The sequence below is a fragment of the Streptomyces sp. NPDC107559 genome (assembly GCF_055657365.1).
The window spans coordinates 586,121-599,120 of sequence record NZ_JBVKBD010000001.1; the positions used below are offsets into that span (position 1 = coordinate 586,121).

Here is a 13,000-nt window from a genome sequence, read left to right on the forward strand (position 1 = left end):
CGGACAGCCCGACCGCATCGGAGGGCTCACCCGTGTGAGGGGCGAAGTTATCCACAATTCGACGGTGTTCCACGGTATTTGAGCAAGATCAACACGAAATGCCCGGATGCCCGATCCTCGTCGCATGGCACTTCGATCACGCTCACACACAGGATCCGCGACCAGTGGTCCCGGCCGGGGCCCCGCTTCCGACGTCCGCGCCCGCCACCGCCGCTCCCCGGCTGCCCGCAGCGGCTCCCGGCACCGTCACACACCGGCGCAGGAGCTCCGCCGACGTGTCCAGGTGCTCTTCGCCGACCGCACGGACAAGCGACACGAGCCCGGGACCGGGCCACCGGACCCGGCACCCGCGCTCGCGGGCGACGGCGGACCACCCCTCGCTCGGCGCGAGCCGCGTGCCCGAGCCGCCGTGACCGGAACCCACTTGCAACCCGAGTCCGCGACGCCGGGCATGAGGGCCATGACGGGTATGAGGGCCCTGCTCGGCGTCGGGGACCCTTCCGACTCCGGCCGTACACGCGGGACTTGGCGGGAGCGGGTCGGACCGGCCCTGCGGGAGCGGATGCCGGTGTGGTTGCAGACACGATGCGGTCTGGAACGCAGGAACGTGGTCGCCCTCACGGTGGTGCTCGTCGTCGCGGCGGGCTTCGCCGCACAGCACTTCTGGACCGGCCGCCCCCGGTCCGTCCAGGCGCCGGAAACGGTGCGGGCGGCCGCGCCGTACGAGGGACGGGCCGCGGGCGGGCCGGCCGCATCGGGCACTGCGTTCGGCTCCCCGGGCACGGCGGGCGCGCAAGGCGCCGAGGAGCAGGCGGGCACGGCAGGTCCGGGCGCGGGCGCGGGTGGGACCGGTGCGGCCGGGACCGAGATCGTCGTCGACGTCAGCGGCAAGGTCCGCGATCCGGGGATCCACCGCCTGCCCGCCGGTTCGCGCGTCGTCGACGCACTCCGCGCGGCCGGTGGGGTGCGTCCCGGTACCAGTACCGACAGCCTCAACCGCGCCCGGTTCCTGGTGGACGGGGAGCAGGTGATCGTCGGCGGTCCGGCACCGGCCGCGGCGGCCGGGCTCGGTACGGGCGGTACTCCCGGCGGCGGACCGGCCGGCGGCGCTCTGCCCGCGGCCCCGTTCTCGCTCAACACGGCCACCGTGGAACAGCTCGACACCCTGCCCGGCGTGGGGCCCGTGCTGGCCCGGCACATCCTCGACTACCGCGTGCAGCACGGCGGCTTCCGGTCGGTGGACGAACTGCGCGACGTCAACGGCATCGGCGACCGCCGCTTCGCCGATCTGCGGAATCTCGTACGGCCGTGAGCGCGGATTCCCGTACGGCCGTGAGCAGCGGCCCCCGCCGCGATTCTCCGGCTCTCTTCTCCCGCTCTCGCCGAACCGTGCACGCCGACTCGGGGAACCGGCTGGGGGTGGCCCACCCGCGACAGGAAGGGCCGACCGACCTGCGACTCGTACCGCCGGCCCTCGCGGCCTGGGCGACGGCCGCGCTGACACTGGACGCGCCGACGGGGCATGTCGTCGCCGTCGTGGCCGCGGGTCTGGCCCTGGGCGGCGCACTCCTGCTGACCCGCAGGCCGACCGCGGTCGGTCGACCCGCGCCCGGATCGGACACCGCCGGGCGATCTGTTTCCGGACCGGGCACCGTCGGCGGAGGGGAGTCCGGAACGCGCACCTGGCCACGGGCGACGATCGCCGCCGTGCTGCTGTGTGCGGCGGCGGCCGCCGCTTCGGCCGGGCTGCACGGAGCGGATCTGCGCCGGGGACCGGTGCCGACGCTGGCACGGCGGTACGCCACCGTCACCGCCGAGGTGGAGATCACCTCGGACCCGCGGCTCTTCGCACCTCGTGTCAGAGGCGATCGCGCGGCGCCGGTCTCCGCGTTGATCGAGGCCGAGGTGCGCGGGGTGGAGCAGCCGGGCGGGGCGACGGTGTCGACACGGACGCCGGTCCTGGTGATCGTCGACGTCCGCGCGGCTCGCGCCCGGCCGGGGCAGGTTGTCGGTACGTCAGGGGCCGCTGCCGGGCCCGGGGGTGGGGTGGCTGGATCGCCCTGGCTGGCGCTGCTGCCCTCGACCCGGCTGCGGGTGACCGGGCGGCTGGTTCCGGCCACGACAGGCGGCGACCGGATCGCGGCCGTGCTGCGGGTCCGGGACCGGGCGGCGCCGGAGGTGACGAAGGGCCCCTCGGGGGCGCAGCGGTTCGCGGGACGGTTGCGCGCGGGGCTGAGACAAGCCACCGACGGGCTCCCGGGGGACGCGCGGGCGCTGCTGCCCGGCCTGGTCGTCGGGGACACCTCGCGCATCACACCCGAACTGGACGAGGCCTTCAAAAGGACCGATCTCGCGCACACCCTGGCGGTCTCCGGGAGCAATCTGACGATTCTCCTGGCCCTGCTCCTCGGGCCGCCCGGCCTGGCTCAGCAGGTCGAGCGACGCGGTCTCGCACCCCGCCTCGGCATCCCGCTCCGCACGACGGCGCTCTTCGGCGGCACGCTCACTGTGGCGTTCGTGGTCGTGTGCCGACCCGACCCGAGTGTGCTGCGGGCGGCGGCCTGCGGCACGGTCGCGCTGCTCGCCCTCGTGACCGGCCGCCGCAGATCCCTCGTCCCGGCGCTGGCGGCGGCGGTACTGCTGCTGGTGCTGTACGACCCCTGGCTGGCCCGAAGCTACGGCTTCCTGCTCTCGGTGCTGGCCACCGGCGCGCTGCTCACGCTGGCGCCGCGCTGGAGCGCCGCGCTGCGACGGCGACGGGTGCCGCCACGGCTGGCCGAGGCGCTGTCCGCGGCGGGCGCGGCCCAGATGCTGTGCGCGCCGGTCGTCGCCGTGTTGTCGGCGCGGGTGAGCCTGGTGGCGGTGCCGTGCAACCTGCTCGCCGAGTTCGCGGTCGCACCGGCCACGGTGCTGGGCTTCGCGGCGCTGTCGACCGCGCCGGTGATGATGCCGGTGGCCAAGGCACTGGCGTGGTGCGCGAGTTGGCCGGCGGGCTGGATCGCGGGCGTGGCACGGTACGGTGCCGCATTGCCGGGTGGGGGAGTGGACTGGCCCGGCAGCTGGGCGGGCGCGTTGCTGCTCGCGCTCGTCATGGTGGTGGTCGTGGCGGTCGGGAGGCGGCTGCCGCGGAGCCCGTGGCTGGCCGGGGCCTGTGGGGTGCTGTTCGTCCTCGTGGTGGTGCGGCCGCCCTCGCTGACCAGGGTGATCAGCGGATGGCCGCCGCCGGGCTGGCGGTACGCCGTGTGCGATGTGGGACAGGGGGACGCGACGGTGCTGGCGGCGGGGGAGGGCACCGGTGTGGTCGTGGACGCCGGACCCGACGCGGCGTCGGTCGACCGGTGTCTGCGCGTCCTCGGCATCACCAGGATCCCGTTGATCGTGCTGACCCACTTCCACGCCGACCATGTGGCGGGACTGCCGGGCGTGCTGCGCGGACGTTCGGTGGGCGCGATCGAGACGACGGGGTTCGCGGAGCCCGCGGACCAGGCCGGGTTCGTGCGGACGCAGGCTGCGGCGCACGGCGTTCCGGTCACCGAGGCCGCCGCCGGGGAACAGCGCCGCATCGGCGACCTTTCGTGGGAGGTGCTGTGGCCGCCGCCGCGTCAGGTGCCCGCGCCCGACGGCCCGAACGACGCCAGCGTCACGCTGCTCGTGCGGTCGGCCGGACTGCGACTGCTGCTGCTCGGTGACCTCGAACCTCCGGCCCAGCAGGCGCTGTTGCGGTCACCGACGGCCGGGGCGCTGGCGGCGGTGGACGTGCTCAAGGTGGCCCATCACGGCTCGGCCTACCAGGATCCGGATCTCATACGGGTGGTGTCGCCACGGCTGGCCCTCATCTCCTGCGGCGCGGACAACCCGTACGGGCATCCGGCCCCCGGCACGGTCGCAGCGCTGCGGGCCGGCGGAGCCGTGGTGCTGCGGACGGATGTGGACGGGGCCTTGGCGGTGACCGAGGAGAAGGGGGAGCTGAGGGTCACCGAGGACGGATGACGGGTGGGGGACGACTGGGGGACGGCGGGCGGTGGGGGAGGGAGAAAGGACACCAGGCGACAGGCGACAGGCGGCGGGTGAAGCGAGAACGGAGGACGAGGGACGGGGTGAGGCGACGGGAGGTGGCGGCTGCCGGGTGTCGCGGTGCCGGAGAATGGGTCCGTGAGCGATGTGAGACATGTGCTGGTGCTGCCCGACCGTGATGCCGCGGAGGAGGCGGTGGAGGCGCTCGGGGAGCGGTTCGGACTCGACGAGGAGCCGCAGCTGGTGAGGGACGCCTTGGCCGGCGAGGACGATGCCGAGGACGCGCAGTGGCTCCTCGTCCTCCAGGACGCGGAGGGGCGGCTGGACCCCCGGGAGCTGGACGCGTTCGTGGGGGAATGGGACGGCTGGCGCGAGGAGCCGTGACCTGGATTCGCGAGGAGCCGTGACCCGGGTTCGCGAGGAGCCGTGACCCGGGTTCGCGAGGTGCCGTGACCCGGGGACGAGGAATCCGGCGGACGGCGGGCGCCGGGACGGCGGCTGGGGCGGGGATCCGGTCCCGAGGCGGCGCTCTTCGGCCGGTCGGCCGTCGGCCGACTCGCGGATCGTTGTCAGTGGGCCGTGCCATGCTTGTCCCGATGCCAAGGAAGACTGCGAATGACGACCCTCTCGCCCCGGTGACGCTCGCCGTGGGCCAGGAGGACCTGCTGCTCGACCGCGCCGTGCAGGAGGTGGTGGCCGCCGCGAAGGCGGCCGACGCCGACACGGACGTACGCGACCTGACCTCGGACCAGGTGCAGCCCGGCACGCTGGCCGAGCTGACGAGCCCGTCGCTCTTCGCAGAGCGCAAGGTCGTGGTCGTACGCAATGCGCAGGATCTGTCCGCCGACACGGTCAAGGACGTGAAGGCGTATCTCGGGGCACCGGCCGAGGAGATCACGCTCGTGCTGCTGCACGCGGGCGGGGTCAAGGGCAAGGGCCTGCTGGACGCCGCGCGCAAGGCGGGGGCGCGGGAGGTGGCGTGCCCCAAGATGACGAAGCCGGCGGACCGGCTGGCGTTTGTGCGGGGCGAGTTCCGCACGCTGGGGCGGTCGGCCACGCCGGAGGCGTGCCAGGCACTCGTCGAGTCCATCGGCAGTGATCTGCGGGAGCTGGCGTCCGCGGCGGCGCAGCTGGTCGCGGATGTCGAGGGGACGATCGACGAGGCCGTCGTCGGGCGGTACTACACCGGGCGGGCCGAGGCGTCGAGTTTCACGGTCGCGGACCGGGCGGTCGAGGGGCGGGCGGCGGAGGCGCTGGAGGCGCTGCGGTGGTCGCTCGCGACGGGGGTGGCGCCGGTGCTGATCACGAGTGCGTTGGCGCAGGGGGTGCGGGCGATCGGGAAGCTGTCCTCGGCGCGCGGCGGGCGGCCGGCCGATCTGGCGCGGGAGCTCGGGATGCCGCCGTGGAAGATCGACCGGGTCCGGCAGCAGATGCGGGGATGGACGCCGGACGGGGTCGCCGTCGCCCTGCGGGCGGTGGCCGAGGCCGACGCCGGGGTCAAGGGCGGCGGGGACGACCCCGAGTACGCCCTGGAGAAGGCGGTCGTGACGATCGCACGGGCGGCACGGTCCGGAGGCCGGACGTAACCCGGAGCCAGTCCGCGGCCCCCGGTCCCGAGGAGGGGCGTAACCCGGAGCCAGTCCGCAGTCCGCGGTCCGGAGGACGGGCGTAACCCGGAGCCAGTCCGCGCCCCCCGGTCCCGAGGTCGGGCGAGCCGGACGCGGTCGGGGGCGGCCGCCGCTGCCCTTGCCCACCCCTACCTTTGCCCGCCCCCGCCCCCGCCCCTGCCTTCGCCCGCCCCGGACCGCGTCCGGTGCTCCGTCCGCGTGTACGCCGAAGGCCCCGGTGCTCGTCCTGGGGAAGGGCGAGGTGCCGGGGCCTTCGGTTCGAACCGGGGGATCCGCGCCCGCGTGGCGAACGCAGGCCGCGCGCAGATCCATGGGTGCCGGACGGGAGCGGATGAGAGAGGGCCCGCTCTGGGTCCTTCCGGCGGTCAGATCAAGAAAGAGGATCAGCCGTTGAGGTTGGCGACCTTGGAAGCCAGCGCCGACTTCTTGTTGGCGGCCTGGTTCTTGTGGATGACGCCCTTGGAGACGGCCTTGTCGAGCTGACGCGCGGCAGCGCGCTGGTACTCGGTGGCCTTCTCGACGTCACCCGCGGCAGCAGCCTCGCGGGCCTTGCGGATCGCGGTCTTCAGGGAGGACTTGACGGCCTTGTTGCGCAGCCGGGCCTTCTCGTTGGTCTTGATCCGCTTGATCTGGGACTTGATGTTCGCCACGAATGAGCCTTCACAGGTTCTGGCACGGGGCCGCTCGGGTCCCGCGCCGATGATTTTCTTGGGGCGTGTCTCGCGCTGAGAGGGCAAGAGACACAGCTGCCTACGTTACCAGGGGCTCTCCGGCTGGCCCAAACCGGCTTCAGGTCGCCGCGCGTGGGACCATGGAGGCTGCGTAACGATCCGACCCGAGACCGCACACACTGCGGACGCCTCAAGAATCAGGACCCTGCGTGCCCGCGATCCCTAGCCATGTGCCCGAGCCGAGCCGTACCGCCCCGGCTCAGATCCGCAATTTCTGCATCATCGCGCACATCGACCACGGCAAGTCCACGCTCGCCGACCGGATGCTCCAGCTGACCGGTGTGGTCGAGCAGCGGCAGATGCGCGCCCAGTACCTCGACCGCATGGACATCGAGCGCGAGCGCGGCATCACGATCAAGTCCCAGGCGGTGCGTCTGCCCTGGGCCCCGACCACGGGCCCCGACCAGGGCACGACGCACATCCTCAACATGATCGACACCCCGGGGCACGTCGACTTCACCTATGAGGTCTCGCGGTCGCTGGCCGCCTGCGAGGGGACCGTCCTCCTCGTCGACGCCGCCCAGGGCATCGAGGCGCAGACCCTCGCCAACCTGTACCTGGCGATGGAGAACGACCTCGCGATCGTCCCCGTGCTGAACAAGATCGACCTGCCGGCCGCGCAGCCCGAGAAGTTCGCCGAGGAGCTCGCCAACCTGGTCGGCTGCGACCCCGACGACGTGCTGCGGGTGTCCGCGAAGACCGGTGTCGGGGTGGACGCGCTGCTGGACAAGGTCGTGGCGACGGTTCCGGCGCCGGTCGGCGTCGCCGACGCGCCCGCCCGCGCGATGATCTTCGACTCGGTGTACGACTCCTACCGGGGCGTCGTGACGTATGTGCGTGTCATCGACGGGCAGCTCAACAAGCGTGAGCGGATCCGGATGATGTCCACCGGCGCCACGCACGAGCTGCTGGAGATCGGCACCAACTCGCCCGAGATGCTGCCGGCCGACGGCCTGGGCGTCGGTGAGGTGGGTTATCTCATCACCGGCGTGAAGGACGTGCGCCAGTCCAAGGTCGGTGACACCATCACCACCCTGCACAAGGGTGCGACCGAGGCGCTGGGCGGCTACAAGGACCCCAAGCCGATGGTGTTCTCGGGCCTCTACCCGCTGGACGGCTCCGACTACCCGGAGCTGCGTGACGCCCTCGACAAGCTCCAGCTCAACGACGCCGCCCTCGTCTACGAGCCGGAGACCTCCGCCGCCCTCGGCTTCGGCTTCCGCGTCGGCTTCCTCGGCCTGCTGCACCTCGACGTGATCCGGGAGCGGCTGGAGCGCGAGTTCGGCCTCGACCTCATCGCCACCGCGCCGAACGTGGTCTACCGCGTCCTCATGGAGGACAACAGCGAGCACGTCGTCACCAACCCGAGCGAGTTCCCCGAGGGCAAGATCAACGAGGTGTACGAGCCGGTCGTGCGCGCCACGATCCTCGCGCCCTCCGAGTTCATCGGTTCGATCATGGAGCTGTGCCAGACCCGGCGCGGCACCCTGCTCGGCATGGACTACCTCTCCGAGGACCGGGTCGAGATCCGCTACACCCTGCCGCTCGCGGAGATCGTGTTCGACTTCTTCGACCAGCTGAAGTCGAAGACGCGCGGCTACGCCTCGCTCGACTACGAGCCCACCGGTGAGCAGACCTCGAGCCTGGTCAAGGTCGACATCCTGCTGCACGGCGACAAGGTGGACGCGTTCTCGGCGATCACGCACAAGGACGCGGCGTACGCGTACGGGGTGCGGCTCGTCGCCAAGCTGCGCGAGCTCATCCCGCGGCAGGCCTTCGAGGTGCCCATCCAGGCGGCCATCGGCTCCCGGGTGATCGCCCGCGAGACCATCCGCGCCATCCGCAAGGACGTCCTCGCCAAGTGCTACGGCGGTGACATCTCCCGGAAGCGGAAGCTGCTGGAGAAGCAGAAGGAGGGCAAGAAGCGCATGAAGATGGTGGGTTCCGTGGAAGTTCCGCAGGAGGCCTTCATCGCGGTGCTCTCCAGCGACGACAGCGCGGGATCGGGCAAGGGCAAGAAGTAACCGCGAGTTACCGTGGGTACATCGTCGAAACGGGCGCAATCGGGGCTCGTCGTGCGAAAGCGCGGCGGGCCCCGGTGCGTGCGGGCCGTCGCTCTCTGTAGGAAGTGACAGGCCGCGGCCTCTTACGCAAGGGGCGGTCGCGCCTTACTCTGATCTCTGCTCGATAGTTACTCGCGAGTTAAACAACGCTCGGACAGCAGCTCGTGAGCAGACCCAGCCGTACTGAGCCGGCCCGTACTGAGCCAGCCGAGCCATCCGCACCGTCGCGGGCCCCGGAGGATGTCGTGAGCGACACACAGACACTGATCGAGAACCGTCCGCCGTCCGTCGCGGGCCTCTTCCTTGACCGCGTGGCGGCCACTCCGGACGCCGAGGCCTACCGCTACCCGGTGGTGGCGGACTCGGGGCAGGGACCGGACGACTGGAAGTCGCTCAGCTGGGCGCAGGCCGCCGAGCGGGTCTTCGCGATCGCCGCGGGCCTGATCGAGCTGGGCGTGCAGCCCGAGCAGCGGGTGGCCCTGGCCTCCTCGACCCGGGTCGAGTGGATCCTCGCCGACCTGGGCATCCTGTGCGCCGGCGCCGCCACGACCACGGTCTACCCGCAGACCAACGCCGACGAGTCGGCGTTCATCCTCTCCGACTCGGAGAGCCGGGTGCTGATCGCCGAGGACGCGGCCCAGCTCGCCAAGGCGCAGGAGAAGCGCGCCGAACTGTCCGAGCTCACCCACGTCGTGGTGATCGACCCGGCCGGCGTCGAGAGCGACGAGCGGGTCCTCACCCTCGCCGAGCTGGAGCGGCGCGGCGCCGCCTACCTGGAGAAGCACCCCGGCCTGATCAAGGAGCGGGTCGCGGCGATCACCAAGGACCAGCTCGCCACCCTCATCTACACCTCGGGCACCACCGGCCGCCCGAAGGGCGTGCGCCTGCCGCACGACAACTGGTCGTACATGGCGAAGGCGATCGCCGCGACCGGACTGATCGGCCTCGAGGACGTGCAGTACCTGTGGCTGCCGCTGGCGCACGTCTTCGGCAAGGTGCTCACCTCCGGTCAGATCGAGGTCGGCCACGTCACCGCCGTCGACGGCCGCGTCGACAAGATCATCGAGAATCTTCCGGTCGTCCGGCCGACCTACATGGCGGCCGTGCCGCGCATCTTCGAGAAGGTCTACAACGGGGTCGCGGCCAAGGCCCGCGCGGGCGGCGGCGCCAAGTACAAGATCTTCCAGTGGGCCGCCGAGGTCTCCCGCGAGTACGCCAAGGTCACCCAGGACAACTTCCGGCGCACCGGCAGCCACGCGGCGCCGTTCGGGCTGGCGGCCAAGCACAAGGTCGCCGACACGCTCGTCTTCGCCAAGATCCGCGAGGCCTTCGGCGGCAACCTGCGCGCCTGCATCTCGGGCAGCGCCGCTCTCGCTCCCGAGATCGGCTACTTCTTCGCCGGCGCCGGCATCCACATCCTGGAGGGCTACGGCCTCACCGAGTCCTCCGCCGCCTCCTTCGTCAACCCGGGCGAGGCCTACCGCACCGGCACGGTCGGCAAGCCGTTGCCCGGCACCGAGGTGCGCATCGCGGACGACGGCGAGATCCTGCTGCGCGGCCCCGGCATCATGCAGGGCTACCACGGGCTGCCCGAGAAGACCGCCGAGGTGCTGGAGGCGGACGGCTGGTTCCACACCGGCGACATCGGCGAACTGTCGGCCGACGGCTATCTGAAGATCACCGACCGCAAGAAGGACCTGATCAAAACGTCCGGCGGCAAGTACATCGCGCCGGCCGAGGTCGAGGGCCAGTTCAAGGCGGTGTGCCCGTACGTCTCCAACATCCTCGTGCACGGCGCCGACCGTAACTTCTGCACGGCCCTCATCGCGCTCGACGAGCCGTCGATCCTGGACTGGGCGAAGGAGAACGGGCTGGCGGACCGCTCGTACGCCGACGTCGTCGCCGCGCCGGAGACGGTCGCCATGGTCGAGGGCTACGTCAAGCAGCTCAACGAGGGCCTCCAGCGCTGGCAGACCATCAAGAAGTTCCGGCTGCTGCCGCGCGACCTCGATGTCGAGCACGGCGAGATCACGCCGAGCCTGAAGCTGAAGCGGCCGGTCGTGGAGCGCGAGTACAAGCACCTGATCGACGAGATGTACGCGGGCTCGCGCGAGGCGTAGGCAGGGCGGTCCGGCCCTGCTCGGTGAGCAACAGGTGCTGCCCGGATGCTCGGAGTCGGTCAGGTTTCTGCCCGGCTTCGAGCACGCGCGTAGCACTGTTCTCACTCATGGCGGCCCACTTCGGTAACTCGGCGCTTATGGACGGGCTCGGTCTGTCACTCTGTCGGCATCGACCGAGGTCCATTCGTCCGAACCGTCCGGGAGCCGCCATGGGGGCCATTCCGACGCAACGGGAGAACCTTCCCCTTGCCTCCGATGCTTCCGGTGCCTCCGACGCCTGCGCGCCGGAGCGCGCGCAGGTGCGCGCGACCGTGGCCGGGAACCCCCTCGCGCCCGGCTCCGCCCGCGCACTCGTACGCGCCGCGCTCGTCGACTGGGCCGAGCAGGGCCGGCCCGGCACCGACCCCGGCGCCGCGGCCGACACCGGCCGCAACGCCGAACCCCGGCACGAATCCCGTGCCGGGCTTCGTGCCGCCCTGCGCACCGGCCGCCTGGCCGACGACGTGCTGCTGGTCGTCAGCGAGCTCGTCACCAACGCCGTCGTCCACGCCGGTACGGACGTCGAGCTCGTGTGCCGCCTGGAGGAGGAGGCGCCGGGCGCGGTCGTCGTGGAGGTCTCCGACCAGCACCCCTCACGGGCCCCGCGCGACGGCGGCGCCGAACCGGCGTACGAGATCCCGGAGTACGGGCGCGGCCTGCGCCTTGTCGCCACGCTCGCCGAGGCCTGGGGCGTCACCTACCGCAGGGGCGCCAAGACGGTGTGGGCGCGGCTGCCCTGGGAACCCTCCGACGGCATCGAGGCGCACGACGGCGCGTGCGCCCCGGCGTACGCCCTCGGCGTGGCCGAGATCCTCGCCCCCGAGCCGCAGCGGGCCGAGCGGGACGGGGACTGGCTGGGCCGCGGCGCCCTGACCTTCCTCGCCGAGGCCTCCGACCTGCTCGCCGGCCAGCTCGACGAGGACCTGGTCGCCGCGCTCACCGGCCAGCTGCTCGTGCCGCGGCTGGCCGACTGGTGCGCGGTGTGGCTGGAGGACGAGGCCACCGGCCGCGGCGGCTGGTCCGGCGACCTCGCGGCGGGCGCCGGACCGCGGCTGGCCCGGGTCTGGCACGGCAGCGAGAACGTCATCGAGGAACTGCGCAGAGCCCTGGAGAAGGACCCGCCACGGCCGTCGGAGGGGATCGCCTCCGGACCGGTTCCGTTCCCCTGGCCCGCCGTGGCCTGGACCGCGGACGACTCCCACGGACCCGGCGCCCCGTCCGGGACCGGTGGGTCGTACGGCGCCGGTGCCCTGTCCGGGACCGGTGATCCGTACGCAACCGATGGGTCGTATGCAACCGATGGGTCGTACGGGCGCGGTGGGTCGTCCGGGACCGGTGGGTCGTACGGGACCGGTGGGTCGTCCGGGACCGATGGGTCGTCCGGGACCGATGGGTCGTCCGGGACCGATGGGTCGTCCGGGACCGGCGGGTCGTACGGTACGGCGCTCGCCTACCGGCTCGTCGCGGGCGGCCGCCCGCTGGGCACCCTGGTCATCGGCCGGGCCGGACTCGCCCGCTTCCCCGACGAGGTCACCGGCCTGGTCGAGGACCTCAGCCGCCGGGTGGCGCTGGCCATCGGCGCCGCCCGGCAGTACGCCCGCCAGGCCACCATCAGCGCCGTGCTCCAGCGGGGTCTGCTGCCCGGTGCCGTCGCGGAGATCCCCGGGGTGCGCAGCGCCCTCGTCTACGAGCCCCGGGACAAGGGCGGACCGAGCGGCGACTTCTACGACCTCTTCCCGGCCGGCGACGGGCGCTGGTGCTTCGCCGTCGGTGACGTCCAGGGCAAGGGCCCCGAGGCGGCCGTGGTGATCGGCCTGGCCCGGCCCTGGCTGCGACTGCTGGCCCGCGAGGGCTATCGCGTCGCCGACGTCCTGGACCGCCTCAACCAGCTCCTCCTCGACGACGCCACCGAGGCCGCGGACGCCTCCGCCCGCGCCCTCGTCGGCCCCACCTCCCCCGGTGACGGCCCGCAGACCCGGTTCCTCTCGCTCCTGTACGGCGAGCTCGCCCCCTTCGACGGCGGCCTGAGCTGCACCCTCGCCTCCGCCGGGCATCCGCTGCCGCTGCTCCTCGGGCCCGACGGCGACGTCCGTACGGTCGCCCGGCCGCAGACCCTCCTCGGGGTCGTCGAGGACGAGACGTACACCAGCGAGACGTTCGAGCTGCGCCCCGGCGACAGCCTGCTGTGCGTCACCGACGGGGTGACCGAGCGGCGCTCCGGCTCGCGTCAGTTCGACGACGGCGACGGCCTCGCGGTCGCGCTGGCCGGCTGCGCGGGGCTGGACGCCGAGCTGATCGCGGAGCGCATCATAGGGCTGGTGCACGAGTTCGGCGGGCACCCGCCCGAGGACGACCTGGCGCTGCTGGTGCTCCAGGCGGAATAGCCCCGGACGGGCCCCGGCGCG

At 72.5% G+C, this 13,000-nt stretch carries 8 protein-coding genes; 7 read left to right on the forward strand and 1 reads right to left on the reverse strand.

Translation table 11 applies throughout. The features are described 5' to 3' along the window. Nucleotides 1-124: 124 nt before the first annotated feature. The 4 genes from ACZ7OY_RS02410 (at nucleotide 125) to holA (ending at nucleotide 5,600) form a co-directional block, all read left to right on the forward strand. Complete coding sequence (locus ACZ7OY_RS02410; protein ID WP_471909642.1) at nucleotides 125-1,312, forward strand: ComEA family DNA-binding protein; 1,188 nt, start codon at nucleotides 125-127, stop codon at nucleotides 1,310-1,312. A gap of 77 nt (nucleotides 1,313-1,389) precedes the next feature. After that, nucleotides 1,390-3,990 carry a ComEC/Rec2 family competence protein gene (locus ACZ7OY_RS02415; RefSeq protein ID WP_471909643.1) on the forward strand — a complete coding sequence of 867 codons (2,601 nt, stop codon included), beginning with the start codon at nucleotides 1,390-1,392 and terminating at the stop codon, nucleotides 3,988-3,990. Between the two features lie 162 nt (nucleotides 3,991-4,152). Further along, on the forward strand, nucleotides 4,153-4,398 hold the full coding sequence (locus ACZ7OY_RS02420; protein ID WP_471909644.1) for a hypothetical protein: 246 nt from the start codon (nucleotides 4,153-4,155) through the stop codon (nucleotides 4,396-4,398). Nucleotides 4,399-4,610: 212 nt separating this feature from the next. Continuing rightward, nucleotides 4,611-5,600 (forward strand): DNA polymerase III subunit delta, encoded by a 990-nt coding sequence (gene holA, locus ACZ7OY_RS02425; RefSeq protein ID WP_471909645.1) that lies wholly within the window; start codon nucleotides 4,611-4,613, stop codon nucleotides 5,598-5,600. Nucleotides 5,601-6,025: 425 nt separating this feature from the next. Here holA and rpsT read toward each other — a convergent pair whose 3' ends face one another. Further along, the gene (gene rpsT, locus ACZ7OY_RS02430; protein ID WP_351612692.1) at nucleotides 6,026-6,292 is read right to left on the reverse strand and encodes a 30S ribosomal protein S20; all 267 of its coding nucleotides are present in this window, start codon (nucleotides 6,290-6,292) and stop codon (nucleotides 6,026-6,028) included. Between the two features lie 230 nt (nucleotides 6,293-6,522). Between rpsT and lepA the strand changes: the two genes are divergently transcribed. From lepA to ACZ7OY_RS02445, 3 genes are all read left to right on the forward strand, one after another. After that, nucleotides 6,523-8,397, forward strand: a complete 1,875-nt coding sequence (gene lepA / locus ACZ7OY_RS02435; RefSeq protein WP_471909646.1) for a translation elongation factor 4 — start codon at nucleotides 6,523-6,525, stop codon at nucleotides 8,395-8,397. Between the two features lie 284 nt (nucleotides 8,398-8,681). Next, nucleotides 8,682-10,556 (forward strand): AMP-dependent synthetase/ligase, encoded by a 1,875-nt coding sequence (locus ACZ7OY_RS02440; protein ID WP_351612697.1) that lies wholly within the window; start codon nucleotides 8,682-8,684, stop codon nucleotides 10,554-10,556. Between the two features lie 209 nt (nucleotides 10,557-10,765). Further along, the gene (locus ACZ7OY_RS02445) at nucleotides 10,766-12,979 is read left to right on the forward strand and encodes a SpoIIE family protein phosphatase (protein WP_471909647.1); all 2,214 of its coding nucleotides are present in this window, start codon (nucleotides 10,766-10,768) and stop codon (nucleotides 12,977-12,979) included. Nucleotides 12,980-13,000: the final 21 nt, after the last annotated feature.

Coding starts and splice junctions, on each gene's coding strand:
- ACZ7OY_RS02410 (WP_471909642.1), top strand. CDS start 125: ATGGCACTTCGATCACGCTCACACACAGGATCCGCGACCAGTGGTCCC.
- holA (WP_471909645.1), top strand. CDS start 4,611: ATGCCAAGGAAGACTGCGAATGACGACCCTCTCGCCCCGGTGACGCTC.
- ACZ7OY_RS02445 (WP_471909647.1), top strand. CDS start 10,766: ATGGGGGCCATTCCGACGCAACGGGAGAACCTTCCCCTTGCCTCCGAT.